Here is a 14,880-nt window from a genome sequence, read left to right as displayed (position 1 = left end):
CGGCGGGTGGATCCCGCCGTCAACCTGTGCGGTAGCCGCGCCCGGCCCCTGCAACTTTCGCGGTACGGCGAAAGAGGGACGCGGCGGCCAGGGCCCGGGGACTACGCTCCGGCGATGCGGATCCACCCCCGCGCCGTCGACGGTCTGACGGCACTGGTGCCGACGACCGTCGCGTGTCTGCTCGGCGCCGAGGCGGCCGCGCAGGGATGGCCACCGCTCGACCCCCTCGCCTGGACCCTCGTCGCCCTCGCGAACCTGCCGCTGGCCCTGCGCGGCGGGGCCCCCGTCACCGTCCTCCTCCTCGTCCACCTGAGCTGGATCGGCTACGTCGGCCTCGGCCACTGGCCGGTCGTGGACTCGCCCGCCGCCATGGTCGCCCTCTACACGGTGGCCGCCACCCGTCCCACCCGTACCACCGCCGCCTGCGCCGCCCTGCTGGGCGGGACCTGGGTCTACGCGGGAGTGGTCAGCGGATGCGACACGATGGTCTCGGTCGTCGGCCAGGCGGTCGGCTACCCCCTCGTCCTGTGGCGGTTCGGCCACGTCGCCCGCAGGAGTGCCGAGCTGACCGTGCGGCTGCGCGCCGAACAGGCTCGGCGGGCCCGGCACGAGGTCGCCGTCGAACGGGTGCGGATCGCGCGCGAACTGCACGACGTGGTCGCCCACCACATGGCCATCATCAACATCCAGGCCGGCCTGGCCCGCTTCGTCTTGGACACCGACGCCCGCACGGCGCGCGAAGCGCTCACCGCCATCGGCAGCGCGGGCGGCGAGGCGCTGGCGGAGCTGAGACGCATGCTGGGCCTGCTGCGCGCGGACGGTGTGGACGGCACGGAGGAGGACAGCGCGGCCACCGAGCCGGCCCCCGGCCTCGACCGCCTGGAGGAGATGGTGGAGCGGGTCAGGGCCGGTGGCGTCGGGGTCGAGGTACGGGTGCGCGGCGTCCCCAGGACCCTGTCACCGGGCGTGCAGCTGTGCGTCTACCGCGTGGTCCAGGAGGCCCTGACGAACGTGCTGAAGCACGCCCGGGGCGCGCACGCCGTGGTCGAACTCGGCTACCTCCCGGGCGAGCTGGACGTATCGGTCACCGACGACGGACCGGATCCGGCCACAATCCCCGGACCCGGGGGCCATGGCTTGATCGGTATGCGCGAGCGCGCCAAGCTCTACGGTGGGTCGATCGTCGTCGGCCCGCGACGCGAGGGGGGATACGGCGTGCATCTGACCCTTCCGACGCCGCCGCCGAAACAGAGCGCACGCCGGGGGGACGCCGTCGCCGAATGATCGACGTGCTGGTGGTGGACGACCAGTTCCTCGTACGGAGCGGACTGGCCGCGCTGTTGCGTGCCGCCCCCGGCATGCAGGTCGTCGGGGAGGCCGCCGACGGGGCGGAGGCGGTGGCGGCGAGCGCGCGGACCCGGCCGGACGTGGTCCTCATGGACATCCGCATGCCCGGGATGACGGGCATCGAGGCGACCCGGCGGATCCTCGCCGGGGCGCCGGACCCGGCGCCGCGCATCCTGATCCTGACCACCTTCGACCTCGACGAGTACGTGTACGGCGCCCTGCGGGCCGGCGCGGCGGGGTTCCTGCTCAAGGACGCCGGGCCGGAGCGCCTGCTCGCCGCGGTGACCGCCGTGCACGGTGGGGACTCCCTGTTCGCGCCCGTGGTCACCCGGCGGCTGGTGGAGGCGTTCACGGAGCGGACGGACAGCCCGCCCGCGCCCACCGACACTCCGGCCGGGCTGGACTCGCTGACCTCCCGGGAGGGCGAGGTCCTCCGGCTGGTCGCCCGCGGCCTGACCAACGCCGAGGCCGCCGAACGCCTCTTCATCAGCGAGGCCACGGTCAAGACCCACCTCAACCGCACGATGACCAAACTCGGCCTGGCCAGCCGTGCCCAGGCAGTGGTACTGGCCTACGAGACGGGCCTGGTCCGCCCGGGGGACGGGAGCTGACTTCCCGACGAGGGGCCCGGGGGAGGGTAATCCCGCGCGGCACTGGGTAGTCTCGGCTGACATGGAGCACGAGGTGTTCGTTCCGGTTCCGGCCCGGCGGCTGCGGGCGGCGCTCGCCGACCCCGCGCAGGTGGCCCGGGCGGTCCCCGGCCTCCAGCAGGAGGCGGGCAGCGAGCCCGTCGCCGGCCGCCTGAAGGTGCGGATCGGCGGCCACTCCATCACCTACCGCGGCACCCTGCGCGTCCTGGCCCGTGACGACGGCGGGTACGCCGTCGAGGGCGAGGCGGCCGAGGCGCGCGGCACCGGCTCGGTGAAACTCGCGCTCACCCTCCGCCTGCGTGACACCGACGAGGGCACGGCCCTCGTCTTCGGCGGCAGCGCGTCGGGCGGCGGCCGGGTCGCCGCGTTGGACGCGCAGGCCGTACGGACGGCGGTGACCCGGCTCCTGAACCGCTTCGCGGAGAACCTGGCGGCGGCCACCGCCGGGACGGCGCAGTCCACGGCGCAGTCCCTCGCGACGGAGGACTTCGCCCCGTCTGCCACGGGCGACTTCGAGGCCACCCCGGACGCCGAGGACTCCCCGGCCCCACCACCCGGGCCCGCCGAGGCTCCCGGCACGAGGGCCGCGCGGACGGAGGCCGGGGACACACAGACACCGGGCGAAGAGGACGCGGGCACGGAGCCCCCGGGCCCCCGCGCCGCCGACGCCCCCGCCCCGCCCCCGGCCGGACACGCGTCCGTCTTCGACACGGAAGTCCCTCCGCCCTCCCTGGACCCGCTCACCGACGACGAGGAGGAGGGGGCGCAGGAGAGCGAGGAGGGCGCCGAACCGGCCGACGAGGCGGAGAGCGGGCGCGCCGCCCCCGCCGACGAGGGCCCCACCGAGGACTTCACCGAGGCCGCCGAGCCTCCGGCCGAGGCGGCGCACGCCCGGCGGACGATGATCGGACGCAGCGCGGAGGAGGTCGACCACGCGCCTCCGCGCGGCCGGTACGCCCCCGTCCCCGCCCCGCTCACCGTCTCCGCGGGCCCCACCCTGCGCTGGGCGGCCCCCGCCGCCGCCCTGGTCGTGGCCTCGGCGATCGTCGTGGGCCGCGCCCTGCGCCGCCGCCGCTGAACCGGGTCGCGCGCGGCGGAGCTGAACCGGGTCGCGCGCGGCGGAGCTGAGCTGAACCGGGTCGCGCGCGGCGGAGCTGAACCGGGCCGCGCGCGGCGGAGCTGAACCGGAACGCGCGTGGTGGAGCTGAACCGGGGCCCCGCCGCGGGTGAGCGGGTCCCCCCACCACACTCCCGGCCGACCCGCACTGGAGCGCGCCCCCTGATCGGGCACCTGGGCCTGGTCGGACCAGTAGCCTCGTCGCGTGAGTGACGAAGACATCACGCTGACCGCGGGTGACGCGGAAGCGACCGTACGGCCGGGCCACGGGGGCCGCATCGGGGGGCTCCGGGTGGGCGGGCTCGAACTGCTCCGCCAGGGAGACCGGTTCGGGTGTTTCCCGATGGTTCCCTGGTGCGGCCGGATCCGCGAGGGCAGGTTCCGGGACGGTGCCACCGTCCACCAGATGCCGCTCAACTCCCCGCCGCACGCCATTCACGGCACCGCCCGCGACGGCGCCTGGCGCACGGCCCGCGCCTCGGCGGACGAGGCGGTGCTGACGTACGACCTCGTCGACCCCTGGCCCTACCCCGGCCGTGTCACCCAGGTGGTCGCCCTGACCGAGGACGCCCTGACGCTGTCGATGTCCGTGGAGACGTACGACTCCTCCTTCCCGGCGCAGATCGGCTGGCACCCGTGGTTCCGGCGCAACCTCGGCGGGCAGGACGCGCGCCTCGCGTTCGAGCCCGCCTGGCAGGAGGAGCGCGGCGAGGACCACCTGCCCACCGGCCACCGTATCGACCCGCGGCCGGGCCCCTGGGACGACTGCTTCGGCATGCCGGGCGGCGTCGACGTCACCCTCACCTGGCCGGGGCAGCTGGAGCTGAAGGTGACCAGCCCCGAGGAGTGGGTCGTCGTCTACGACGAGCAGGAGGCCGCGGTGTGCGTGGAGCCGCAGACCGGCCCGCCCGACGGGCTCAACACCCACCCGCGCCAGGTCACCCCCCTGGAACCGCTGGAGGCCACGACCACCTGGGCCTGGCGCCGCGCTTAAGCTGACTGCCATGAGCGACGTACGCGGCGAGCTGCTGCAGCAGATCAAGGACAAGGCCGTGGTGCACGGCAAGGTGACCCTGTCGTCGGGGAAGGAGGCCGACTACTACATCGACCTCCGCCGCATCACCCTCGACGGCGTGGCCGCCCCGCTGGTCGGTCAGGTCATGCTCGACCTGACCGCCCACCTCGACTACGAGGCGGTCGGCGGCCTCACCCTGGGCGCCGACCCGGTGGCCACCGCGATGCTGCACGCCTCCGCCGCGCGCGGGAGGACGCTGGACGCGTTCGTCGTGCGCAAGGCGGGCAAGGCGCACGGTCTCCAGCGCCGTATCGAGGGCACCGAGGTCGCGGGCCGCCGCGTGCTCGCCGTCGAGGACACCTCCACCACCGGCGGCTCGGTGCTGACCGCGGTGGAGGCGCTGCGGGAGGCCGGCGCGGAGGTCGTCGCGGTGGCCACGATCGTCGACCGGGCCACGGGCGCGGCCGAGGCGATCGCCGAGCGGGCGGGCGTGCCGTACGTGTTCGCGTACTCGAAGGACGACCTCGGCCTGGACTGAGCCGCGTCCGCCGCCGCGGCGCGGGCGGGGCGCGGGCCGCGCGACCCGGAGTTCACAGGCTGGACAGGGTGTCCGAAGCATTCGGCTCCGTCTGCGAAGATGGGGCCGACGATGACGTCACTCCCTAGGTCAGGGCCGTAAGTACGCAGAACGCACCCCGCACATACAAGGAGCGGACAGATGCCCATCGCAACCCCCGAGGTCTACAACGAGATGCTCGACCGGGCGAAGGCAGGCAAGTTCGCCTACCCGGCCATCAACGTGACGTCCTCGCAGACCCTGAACGCGGCCCTGCGCGGTTTCGCCGAGGCGGAGAGCGACGGCATCGTCCAGATCTCCACGGGTGGTGCCGAGTTCCTGGGCGGCCAGTACAGCAAGGACATGGTCACCGGTGCCGTGGCCCTGGCCGAGTACGCGCACATCATCGCCGAGAAGTACCCGGTCAACGTCGCGCTGCACACCGACCACTGCCCCAAGGACAAGCTCGACGGGTACGTGCGTCCGCTGCTCGCGCTGTCCAAGAAGCGCGTCGAGGCCGGTCTCAACCCGCTGTTCCAGTCCCACATGTGGGACGGTTCCGCCGAGACCCTCGCCGACAACCTGTCGATCGCGCAGGAACTGCTGGAGCAGGCCCGCGCCGCCAGGATCATCCTCGAGGTCGAGATCACCCCGACCGGCGGCGAGGAGGACGGCGTCTCCCACGAGATCAACGACTCCCTGTACACGACCGTCGACGACGCGATCCGCACCGCCGAGGCGCTGGGCCTGGGCGACAGGGGCCGCTACCTGCTGGCCGCCTCCTTCGGCAACGTCCACGGCGTCTACAAGCCGGGCAACGTCGTCCTCCGCCCCGACCTGCTGAAGGACCTCAACGAAGGCGTCGCGGCGAAGTACGGCCGCCCGGCCGGCAGCCAGCCGTTCGACTTCGTCTTCCACGGCGGTTCCGGCTCCACGGAGGACGAGATCCGCACCGCCCTGGAGAACTGCGTGGTGAAGATGAACATCGACACGGACACCCAGTACGCCTTCACGCGTCCCGTCGTCGACCACATGTTCAAGAACTACGACGGCGTCCTGAAGGTCGACGGCGAGGTCGGCTCCAAGAAGACCTACGACCCGCGCACCTGGGGCAAGCTGGCCGAGGCCGGCATGGCCACGCGCGTGGTCGAGGCATGCGGCAACCTGCGCTCGACGGGCACCAGGATCAAGTAACCCGCGTCCACGCGCGCCTTCGCGACCTGCGCTTTGCCGCGCTCTGCGGCGTGCCGCGTTCCGCGCGCCGAGTACCGAGCACCGAGTGCCGTGACGCACCAGCGAGCCCGCGCCTTTCGGCGACGGGCTCGCTGTGTTGTCGGTGCTTCGTCCGGCTCGCGGCGTCAGCGCTTGAGTTCGGCGTACGCCTCCGCGCTGCTGTCCTGAAGGAACTGCCAGCAGCGCGCCGCCTCCTCCTTCTCGTCGATCTCCCCGGCGGCGCGGGCGAGTGCGGCCAGACAGCGCAGGAACCCGCGGTTGGCCCGGTGGTCCCAGGGGATGGGGCCGTGGCCCTTCCATCCGGCCCGGCGGAGCTGGTCGAGGCCGCGGTGGTAGCCGGTGCGCGCGTACGCGTACGACTCGACCACCCGCCCCTCCTCGAAGGCGTCGTCGGCGAGCATCGCCCAGGCGAGCGAGAACGTCGGGTCCTTGGCGGCGACCTCCGCCGGGGACTTCGACTCCTCGCCCAGCAGGCGGTACGCCTCCTCGTTCTCCGGGAGGCGGGTCGGCTCCGGGCCGCCCAGCAGGTTCTTGTGCGTGGTCATGGAAGCAGTCTGCCACCCGGCGGCCCGCCGTCGGGATGCCACCGCAGGGATGCCGCCTCGGGGTACGGAACCTCCCGTAAGGGGCCGAATCCGGCCGCACGAAAATGGCCAAAGTCGAGCGGGGCCGCCCGTGACGGACGGGTAGCTTCCTGTGCGACGGGGTGTGACGGCGTGCGACAGCTGCTGACATGTGGGGGAGGCGGGGGCGGTGAGCGGCATCGTGATTCATCTGCCGCCGGGCGGTACGGACGGCGGCCGTGGGCAGGGCGGTGGCGGAGGGTCCGGTGGTGGCGTGCGGCCGGGCGGTGGCGGAGGGCCGGGTGACCGGGGGTTCGGCAGAAGGCTCGACCGGGGGTTGACCCTGCGGCTCGGCCCGGGAGAGGTGGCGCGTTTCGGCCGTGGATCGGCGACGGTCCCCGTCGAGCTGCGTCTCGTGGACGCGGCGATCTCGCGGCTGGCCGGGGAGATCCGCGTGACCGACGACCACTGGCAGCTCAGCAACTTCAGTACGACCCACAGTTATCTGGTGGAGAACCCGGAGGGGGCGGGCGAGTACCTGAGGGTGCCGCCCCGGCGGGCGGGGGCGCCCATTCCGTTCGAGTTCGCCCGCGTCGTGCTGCCCACCCGCCGCGACACCACCGTGGCCTTCCACGTGTTCGCGCCCGACCACGTCTACCTCGACGCCGACGGCCTGGACGGCCCGGACGGCAGGGGGGGCCGGAGCAGCCCCTGGGAGAGCCGTACCGTCATGGCGTACTCGCTGGACGAGACGGCCTCCTACTTCCTGGTGCTGGTCGCCCTGTGCGAACCGCGGCTGCGGGACGAGTCACCGGTCGCCGTGCCGACCACCCCGCAGATCGTCGAACGGCTCAGGGGCCACGCCGCCTGCGCCAGGCTCACCGCGCGCGCGGTCAGCTCGCACATCGACTACCTCGCCGAGGAGAAGATCCGGGTCGACGTCCCGGACGAGGACGACCCCGCCCGGGTCAACCGACGCAACGGCAAGAGGGAGGCGATCGTCGGCGTCGCGCTGCGGTTCGGGCTCGTCCGGGAGGAACACCTCGCGCTCCTGCCGCCCCGCGGCGGGGCGGGCGGACGCCTCCGGCGGACGGCGGGATGACACGGCGGGCGGCGGGCCGCGGCGACGGCCGCCGGTGCGGCGGGCGCGCACGGTGAGCGGGGCGGACGGCAGTTGGGGGAGCGGCGGCGGTGACGGTGGTGGCGACGGCGGGGATGTGCTGCCGCGCGGCTTCCGGATCGGTGGCTGGGAGGTCGTGGAGCCGATCGGCACGGGCGGCTGGGCCACGGTCTACGCGGGCCGCCCCGCCCTCGGCTCCCGGGACGGCGGCGCGGTTGCCCCCGGCGGCGATGCGGCTTCCCGGGACGGTGACGGGGCTGCCAGGGATGGCGACGGGGCTGTCCGGGACGGTGACGGGGCTGCCAGGGATGGCGACGGGGCTGTCCGGGACGGTGACGGGGCTGTCCGGGACGGTGACGGGGCTGTCCAGGACGGTGACGGGGCTATCCGGAACGGCGTTGGGGGCGCGGAGCGCGGCGCGGGGCAGGTGGGTGGCGGGAGGCAGGAGCGCGCCGCGGGTCAGGAGTGGGGCGCGGGTCAGGAGTGGGGCGCGGGTCGGGGGCGTGGTGCGGGCCGGGAGCGGGGCGCGGGTGACGGAACTGTCGCGCTCAAAGTGCTGCCGACCGCCGGACTCGCCCCGCGTCAGGCCCGGAAGGTCGCGGAGACGGCCCGCCGCGAGCTGGAACTCGGGCGCCGGGCCGGCCACCCGAGGCTGATCCGCGTACTGGACTCCCTCGTCCTGACCGCGCCGGACCACCCGGCGCTGGACGGAGCGATCGTGCTCGTCATGGAACGGGCCGAGCGCAGCCTGCGGGACCTGCTCGGCACCGGGCCGGGCGAGGCCGAGGCCGCCCGGGTCGTCCGCGAGGTCTGTGAGGGCCTCGCGCACCTGCACGGCGCCGGCTGGGTGCACGGGGACCTCAAGCCGGACAACGTCCTGCTGGGAGCGGACGGTTCGGCCCGGCTCTCCGACTTCGGGCTGGCCACGGAACTGACCGGCGCCCACGGCACCCACGGGTACGCCCCGCCCATGGGCACGCTCGACTACCTCCCGCCGGAGCGGTGGAGGGCCCCGGTCGGCGAACACGGCGTACGGGTCCGGCCGAGCGCCGACGTGTGGGCCCTGGGCATCCTGATCCACGAGGTGTTCGCGCGCGGCGCCTCGCCGTTCCCCGGTGCCACACCCGCGGCGCGCAGTGCCGCCGCGCAGGAGTACGCCGCCGGTCGGGCGCCGCTGCGCATGGACAACGCGGTACCGCCGTTCTGGCGCGAACTGGTCGCCGACTGCCTGGCCCCCACCCACGCGGCCCGCGCCGGGCACACCGCGGAGAGCCTGCTGCGGCGCATCGCCGAGCGGCGCCCCGCGCTCCCCGCGCGCCCCCGCTCCGACCGCGGCGCGCGTCCCCGCTCCGACCGCGGCGCGCGGAGGCGCCCGCGCGGCGCGCTCGCGGCCGTCTCCGTCTCCGTGGGCGTGGCGGTGGCGGTGGGGGCAGGGGTGGCGGTCTGGGCGTTCGCCGGGCGCGACGAGGCGGCCGGGCGGCAGGCCGCGGTGGCGGACCGGCCGGCGGGCAGCGTCCGGGTGTTCAACGCCGACCAGCGCTGCCGGGGCCGGGCGGACCGGTCCCCGCAGTGCAGTCTCGGTCTCGCGATCGACCCGCTGCGGCCGTACACCATCGACAACGTCGTCCCGACCCGGGTGTGGAACGGGGACGTCCTCGCCGTCGACTGCCGGCTGGACCGCGGGACGTCCATCGTCGACGAGGCGGACGAGCGGTCGGCCCAGTGGTTCCAGGTGCGCCTCCCGCACGGCTCCGCCCGTCCCTCGGCATGGCTGCCCGCCGTACGCACCAAGGACCGCCCGGCGGTCCCGGCCTGCCCGCGCCCGACCACCGCGCGGTAGCCGGGCCGGGGCCGGATCGGAAGCCGGACCGGGGCCGGGCCGGAAGCCGGACCGGGAGCCGGATTCGGTAGCCGGGCCAGGGGCACGGACCGGTAGCCGGGTCGGGGGCACGGACCGGAAGCAGGGCCAGGGGCACGGACCGGAAGCCGGGTCGGGAGCAGGTTCCTGTCACTCCGGATCGTTCCGGATGCCCTCCCCGCCACCCCCACCGCTACCGTCCGTACCGGCCCGCTCACTTGATCCCGCGTCGCGCCTGCCCGCCGGTCAACCCGTCCCGCACGCACCGGCGGTGGGCCACGCGGCCCGATCCGGGCTCAGCTCCGACCCGTACCCCCACCGGAGGTCCGACCGATGGCCGACGAGCCACGTCCGCAGCCCAGCAACCAGCACAGCCGTCCCGGCAAGTACAGCGCGTACGGCCGGGCCGGCGCGCCCGAGCCCTCCCGCCGTTCCGCGCTCACCGCCGGCCTGGGGATCGCCCTGGGCGCGGGCCTGGCCGCCGTCCCCGCCACCACCGCCGCGGCCGCGTCCCGCGACGGCGCGCCCCGAGCGCGTACCGGCGCACGGGTCCAGCAGAGCGGCGCCTCCCTGTGCGACCGGCCCGGCGACTCGGCGAGCGCCCAGGGCCTGGGCTCCGGGGACCTGGCGATCCCCTACTACCGCGAACACGACGGCACATGGGGCTACGTCTTCGGCGACTCGTGGGCCGGCATCCAGCAGACGGGTGCCTACCTGGGCTCCCCGCTCATGCTGAACCAGGACCGTTTCGACGCCTCGGGGCAGACGCCGATCTCGTTCACCTGGGCGATGCCCACCGGCGGAGCCGCCCGGCAGCTCTTCGACTACGGCCACCAGCAGGACAACGGGCACGGCTGGGAGTTCAGCCGCATCCCCAACGACTGCATCGAGTTCGGCGGCCGCACCTACCTCCAGTACACCTCCGTGAACACCTGGACCCCGGACGCGGGCCGCGACGGCTCCCTGATGTCGGGCGTCGCCTACTCCGACGACCACGGCGTGACCTGGACCGACTACCCGTACCACTGGGCCGGTGACGTCCAGGGCGTCAACCAGTCCATGTACGGCATGTGGTCGTTCGCGGGCATCGACCCCGACGGCTGGCTGTACGTCTTCTCCAAGCGCTGGAACGGCAGCCACCGCAACGCCGCCGACGGGGGCGCGATCCAGCTGTTCCGCATCCAGCCGGGCGACTTCCGCGCCGGCAACTTCGGCGCGCAGCAGAACTGGGCCTACGTGGACGGTGGTTGGCGCTGGACGACGGCGGCCGCCCCCTCGCCGATCCTCACCGGCAACAACATCGGCGAGTTCTCGGTGAAGCGGATCGGGTCGACGTACTGCATGAGTTACTTCGACGTGGACGACTACGCGATCTGCACCCGGACCGCTCCGCGCCCCGACGCGGTGTGGAGCGCGCCGGTGCCGCAGATCGTCGGCAACAACACCTTCCCGCCCAGCCACTGGGGCAGGCCGCAGGTCCCCTTCCTGTACGGCGGGTACATCCACCCCGGCAGCGCGAGCGCCACGTCGCTGACGCTGATCGTCTCCCAGTGGAACGGGCAGCAGGGCAGCCCGCCCTACTGGGCCCTCCAGTTCGACGGGATCCGCCCGTGAAGGGCGCGCCCCGCCACGGGTGGCCCGTGCAGGGCGCGCCCCGCCACGGTCACGTGCGACCCGTGAAGGACGGACCCCGCCACGGTCACGTGCGGCCCGTGACGGGCGCGGTGAGCGGCGGCCGTCGTGCCGCCCGGCGCGCGAGGTCCCTGCTCGTGGCGGCGCTGGTCACGGCCGCCGCCCTGACCGCGCTCGGCGGCGGGAGCGCGCAGGCGCGGGGCGGGCACCCGGTGCCCGGTCCCCTGCGGAACGCGGCGCCCGCCGAGGCGTACTGCGACGTCCCCGCCGACCGGGACATCGCCGTGACGCGCAAGGTCTACGAGGTGGGCCAGCGCATGAACGTGTCCGACAAGGTGATGCTCGCCGGTTTCGAGACCGGCTGGGTCGAGTCGCGGATGAACAACCTGGCGTGCGGGGACCGGGACTCCCTCGGCGTCTTCCAGCAGCGGCCCTCGCAGGGCTGGGGAACCCCCGAGCAGATCCTCGACGTCGACTACGCGGCCGGCAAGTTCTTCGAGGTCGCCCAGCAGATGGAGCCCGGCATGGAGGGCAGCACCGCCGGGCAGCTCGCCCAGGCCGTGCAGCGGTCGGCGTACCCGGACCGCTACGACCAGGCGGAGGACGTCGCCCGGCGGATGCGGGACGAGGCGTTCTGGCCCTACGGCACGATCGGCGCGAAGTACGCGAGCATGGGCGGCGCGGACGGCGTCGTCGGTCCTCCGGTGCGCGCCGAGGCGGACGCCTCCCTCGGCGGGCGCTTCCAGGAGTTCCGCAACGGCATCATCCTGTGGCACCCGGACGTGGCCTACTGGGTCCACGGCTCCATCCTGACCAGGTTCTGGGCGACGGACGCGGAGCGCCGCTGGGGCTTCCCCACGATGGACGAGGCCGACGGCGCGCAGGCGCCCGACGGCACCCGGGGCCGCTACCAGTTCTTCGAACGGGGCCTGTTCCTCTGGTCGCCGCAGACCGGGACGCACATCGTCCACGACGCGATCTACGACGCCTTCCACGCGGCCGGACACGAGGCCGTGCTCGGCTACCCGGTCACCGACGAGGTGGACGAGGACGGCGGCGGCCGGGCCCAGCGGTTCCAGCAGGGCACGATCCACTGGAACCCGGCCAAGGGCACCTGGATCACCCACGACTGATCCACGTCTGACCTGCCGCTGATCCACGACTGATCCACGTCTGACCTGCCGCTGATCCACGGCTGGTCCACCGCTGATCCACGCATCACCCGCGACTGACCCGTGGGTGCTTACCGGGGGTGCCTATCGGGGGTGCTTTCCGGGTGTTCTCCGGCACCGGGCCGGCCGGGGCGGGCGCCGCCCCGGCCGGCCTTGCGATCTGTGCCGATGCTGCGGAGGATGCGGGTGGGGACCGGGGCCCCCGTGCCGGCATCGGCAGGGGCGGACCGCTACCCGGAGTACATGCAGGAGACAGCGATGTCCCACCAGGCTCACCCGATGCCCGCGCCCGCCGAGGCAGCTGAGCCCGAGACCCCGCATCTCGACTTCGAAGGCACGACGCCGTACGAGGACTACGTCAGGGCGGACGTGCTCACCCATCTCCAGCACACCCTCTCCGACGATCCCGGAGAGATGGTCTTCCTGGTCACGACCCAGGTCATGGAGCTGTGGTTCACCGTCATCGTCCACGAGTGGGAGACCGCGGCCCGTGCGCTCGGCGCGGACGACGTCCCGACCGCGACCGCCGCGCTCAAGCGGTCCGTACGGGAACTGGAGGCGCTGAACGCCTCCTGGAAGCCACTCGGGCAGCTCACGCCCGCCCAGTTCAACAGCTACCGCAGCGCCCTCGGGGAGGGGTCCGGCTTCCAGTCGGCGATGTACCGGCGCATGGAGTTCCTGCTCGGCGAGAAGTCCGCGTCGATGCTCGTCCCGCACCGCGGCGCGCCCCGCGTCCACGCGGAACTGGAGAAGGCGCTGCACGAGCCGAGCCTCTACGACGAGGTCCTGCGGCTGCTCGCCCGGCGCGGGCACGCCGTCCCGGACGCCGTCCTGCACCGTGACGTGGCGCTGCGCTACAAGCCCTCGGACGAGGTGGAGGCCGTCTGGACGGCGCTCTACGCCGGTGACCCGGCCGACGACCTGGCCCGCCTCGGCGAGGCGCTGACGGACGTGGCCGAGCTGGTGTGGCGATGGCGCAACGACCACCTGGTCGCCACCCGGCGCGCGATGGGCTCCAAGCCGGGCACGGGCGGCTCCGCCGGGGTGGCCTGGCTGGAGAAGCGGGCGCAGAACAACGTCTTCCCCGAGCTGTGGACGGCGAGGTCCCATGTCTGAGCTTCTGAGCAGGGCGGAGGCGCTGGACGCCGCGGACGAGCTGGGCGCGTTGCGGGACCGGTTCGTGCTGGACGAGGTCGTCTACCTGGACGGGAACTCGCTGGGCGCGCTCCCGGCGCACGTCGCGGACCGGGTCGCGGACGTCGTGCGCCGCCAGTGGGGTGAGCTGCGCATCCGCTCCTGGGAGGAGAGCGGCTGGTGGACCGCGCCCGAGCGGACCGGCGACCGGATCGCCCCGCTGGTCGGGGCGGCACCGGGCCAGATCGTGGTGGGCGACTCGACGAGCGTCAACGTCTTCAAGGCGCTGGTCGCGGCGGTGCGGATGGCCCGCGAGCCGGACGGCGGGGAGACCGGCGGCCCTCGCGACGAGATCCTGGTCGACGCGACGACGTTCCCCACGGACGGGTACATCGCGCATTCCGCCGCCCGGATGACCGGTTGCACCCTGCGCCCCGTGGCGCCGGACGAGGTCCCCGGGGCCCTGTCCTCCCGTACCGCCGCGGTCCTGCTGAACCACGTCGACTACCGCACCGGACGCCTGCACGACCTGCCGGCCCTGACGGCCGCGGTGCACGGGGCCGGGGCGTACGCCGTCTGGGACCTGTGCCACAGCGCGGGCGCCCTGCCGGTCGGGCTGGACGAGCACGGCGTCGGCCTGGCGGTCGGGTGCACGTACAAGTACCTCAACGGCGGCCCCGGGTCACCGGCGTTCCTGTACGTGCGCCGTGACCTCCAGGACCGTTTCGACTCCCCGCTGCCCGGCTGGAACTCGCACGCCGAGCCCTTCGGCATGCGCCCGGAGTACGAACCGGCGCGGGGTGCCCCGCGGGGCCGTGTCGGCACACCGGACATCCTCTCGCTGCTCGCCCTGGAGGCCTCCCTCGACGTCTGGGACGGGGTGCCGATCGAGGCGGTGAGGGCCAAGTCCCTGGCGCTGACGGACTTCTTCCTGGAGTGCGTCGCCGCGTACGTCCCCGCCGGGCGCGTGGAGTCCGTGACTCCGGCCGCGCACGGGCAGCGGGGCAGCCAGGTGGCCCTGCGGTGCCCGGACGCCGGGGCCGTGATGAAGCGGCTGATCGAACGCGGTGTGGTCGGCGACTTCCGCCACCCGGACGTCCTGCGCTTCGGCTTCACACCGCTCTACGTCGGGTTCGGCGACGTGGAACGGGCGGCGCGGGTGCTGGCGGCGGTGGTGCTCGACGAGGGGTAGGCGAGGTGTAGGCGGCCGGCGGTAGGCGGCCCGGTGCAGGCCAGGATGCAGGTCTGGTGCAGGTCAGGTCCGGGCCTGGTGCGGGCCTGATGCGGGCCGCTCCGGTGGCCCGGGGCGGAGGCGTGTCCGTCGCCTCCGTCCCGGGACCCGCACCAGAAGGGGTTCACCGAGCGTGACGTCCGCGTGTCGGCGCACGTCACCGGCCTGATACCGTCCCGGCCAACGGCCGAACCGATCCCTCGTCCGTCCGATCTGTCCCGTCAATTCCGTTCCTTCGCTGAGAGGTTGGAG

Annotated in this window: 13 protein-coding genes; 12 read left to right on the top strand and 1 reads right to left on the bottom strand. The window is 74.0% G+C overall.

Annotated elements, in window-relative coordinates; all coding sequences use genetic code 11:
- The first annotated feature begins 114 nt into the window (after positions 1–114).
- From ACFC02_RS07800 to fbaA, 6 genes are all read left to right on the top strand, one after another.
- Positions 115–1,284, top strand: coding sequence for a sensor histidine kinase (locus ACFC02_RS07800; RefSeq protein ID WP_376353671.1), 1,170 nt, complete (start codon positions 115–117; stop codon positions 1,282–1,284).
- Positions 1,281–1,958 carry a response regulator gene (locus tag ACFC02_RS07795; RefSeq protein ID WP_376353668.1) on the top strand — a complete coding sequence of 226 codons (678 nt, stop codon included), beginning with the start codon at positions 1,281–1,283 and terminating at the stop codon, positions 1,956–1,958. The genes ACFC02_RS07800 and ACFC02_RS07795 overlap by 4 nt, the downstream gene beginning before the upstream one ends.
- 61 nt (positions 1,959–2,019) lie before the next feature.
- A complete protein-coding gene (locus tag ACFC02_RS07790; protein ID WP_376353665.1) occupies positions 2,020–3,075 on the top strand; it encodes an SRPBCC domain-containing protein in 1,056 nt (351 codons plus the stop codon).
- A 244-nt stretch (positions 3,076–3,319) separates the two neighbouring features.
- A complete protein-coding gene (locus tag ACFC02_RS07785; RefSeq protein ID WP_376353662.1) occupies positions 3,320–4,108 on the top strand; it encodes an aldose 1-epimerase in 789 nt (262 codons plus the stop codon).
- A 10-nt stretch (positions 4,109–4,118) separates the two neighbouring features.
- Positions 4,119–4,667 (top strand): orotate phosphoribosyltransferase, encoded by a 549-nt coding sequence (pyrE, locus tag ACFC02_RS07780; RefSeq protein ID WP_376353660.1) that lies wholly within the window; start codon positions 4,119–4,121, stop codon positions 4,665–4,667.
- Between the two features lie 180 nt (positions 4,668–4,847).
- Positions 4,848–5,879 carry a class II fructose-bisphosphate aldolase gene (gene fbaA, locus ACFC02_RS07775; RefSeq protein ID WP_376353657.1) on the top strand — a complete coding sequence of 344 codons (1,032 nt, stop codon included), beginning with the start codon at positions 4,848–4,850 and terminating at the stop codon, positions 5,877–5,879.
- Positions 5,880–6,043: 164 nt separating this feature from the next.
- On the opposite strand, the gene ACFC02_RS07770 is transcribed toward fbaA, so the two are convergent.
- On the bottom strand, positions 6,044–6,463 hold the full coding sequence (locus tag ACFC02_RS07770; protein ID WP_360971316.1) for a DUF3151 domain-containing protein: 420 nt from the start codon (positions 6,461–6,463) through the stop codon (positions 6,044–6,046).
- A gap of 208 nt (positions 6,464–6,671) precedes the next feature.
- Between ACFC02_RS07770 and ACFC02_RS07765 the strand changes: the two genes are divergently transcribed.
- The 6 genes from ACFC02_RS07765 to kynU all read left to right on the top strand — a co-directional run bounded on the left by ACFC02_RS07765 (position 6,672) and on the right by kynU (position 14,589).
- Complete coding sequence (locus ACFC02_RS07765; protein ID WP_376353653.1) at positions 6,672–7,583, top strand: serine/threonine protein kinase; 912 nt, start codon at positions 6,672–6,674, stop codon at positions 7,581–7,583.
- A gap of 445 nt (positions 7,584–8,028) precedes the next feature.
- Positions 8,029–9,441, top strand: coding sequence for a serine/threonine-protein kinase (locus ACFC02_RS07760; RefSeq protein WP_376353650.1), 1,413 nt, complete (start codon positions 8,029–8,031; stop codon positions 9,439–9,441).
- A gap of 351 nt (positions 9,442–9,792) precedes the next feature.
- Positions 9,793–11,073 (top strand): DUF4185 domain-containing protein, encoded by a 1,281-nt coding sequence (locus tag ACFC02_RS07755; protein ID WP_376353648.1) that lies wholly within the window; start codon positions 9,793–9,795, stop codon positions 11,071–11,073.
- 149 nt (positions 11,074–11,222) lie between these two features.
- Entirely contained in the window at positions 11,223–12,224 is a 1,002-nt protein-coding gene (locus tag ACFC02_RS07750; RefSeq protein WP_376353733.1) for an LGFP repeat-containing protein, read from the top strand.
- 297 nt (positions 12,225–12,521) lie between these two features.
- Positions 12,522–13,379, top strand: coding sequence for a tryptophan 2,3-dioxygenase family protein (locus ACFC02_RS07745; RefSeq protein ID WP_376353646.1), 858 nt, complete (start codon positions 12,522–12,524; stop codon positions 13,377–13,379).
- Positions 13,372–14,589, top strand: a complete 1,218-nt coding sequence (kynU, locus tag ACFC02_RS07740) for a kynureninase (protein ID WP_376353644.1) — start codon at positions 13,372–13,374, stop codon at positions 14,587–14,589. The genes ACFC02_RS07745 and kynU overlap by 8 nt, the downstream gene beginning before the upstream one ends.
- Positions 14,590–14,880 lie beyond the last annotated feature (291 nt).

Source organism: Streptomyces sp. NPDC056160 (assembly GCF_042268205.1).
GTDB lineage: Bacteria > Actinomycetota > Actinomycetes > Streptomycetales > Streptomycetaceae > Streptomyces.
The sequence above is the reverse complement of the archived record's forward strand: the minus strand, read 5'-3'. Positions and strand labels throughout refer to the sequence as shown.

Coding starts and splice junctions, on each gene's coding strand:
- ACFC02_RS07800 (WP_376353671.1), top strand. CDS start 115: ATGCGGATCCACCCCCGCGCCGTCGACGGTCTGACGGCACTGGTGCCG.
- ACFC02_RS07795 (WP_376353668.1), top strand. CDS start 1,281: ATGATCGACGTGCTGGTGGTGGACGACCAGTTCCTCGTACGGAGCGGA.
- ACFC02_RS07790 (WP_376353665.1), top strand. CDS start 2,020: ATGGAGCACGAGGTGTTCGTTCCGGTTCCGGCCCGGCGGCTGCGGGCG.
- pyrE (WP_376353660.1), top strand. CDS start 4,119: ATGAGCGACGTACGCGGCGAGCTGCTGCAGCAGATCAAGGACAAGGCC.
- fbaA (WP_376353657.1), top strand. CDS start 4,848: ATGCCCATCGCAACCCCCGAGGTCTACAACGAGATGCTCGACCGGGCG.
- ACFC02_RS07770 (WP_360971316.1), bottom strand. CDS start 6,463: ATGACCACGCACAAGAACCTGCTGGGCGGCCCGGAGCCGACCCGCCTC.
- ACFC02_RS07755 (WP_376353648.1), top strand. CDS start 9,793: ATGGCCGACGAGCCACGTCCGCAGCCCAGCAACCAGCACAGCCGTCCC.
- ACFC02_RS07745 (WP_376353646.1), top strand. CDS start 12,522: ATGTCCCACCAGGCTCACCCGATGCCCGCGCCCGCCGAGGCAGCTGAG.
- kynU (WP_376353644.1), top strand. CDS start 13,372: ATGTCTGAGCTTCTGAGCAGGGCGGAGGCGCTGGACGCCGCGGACGAG.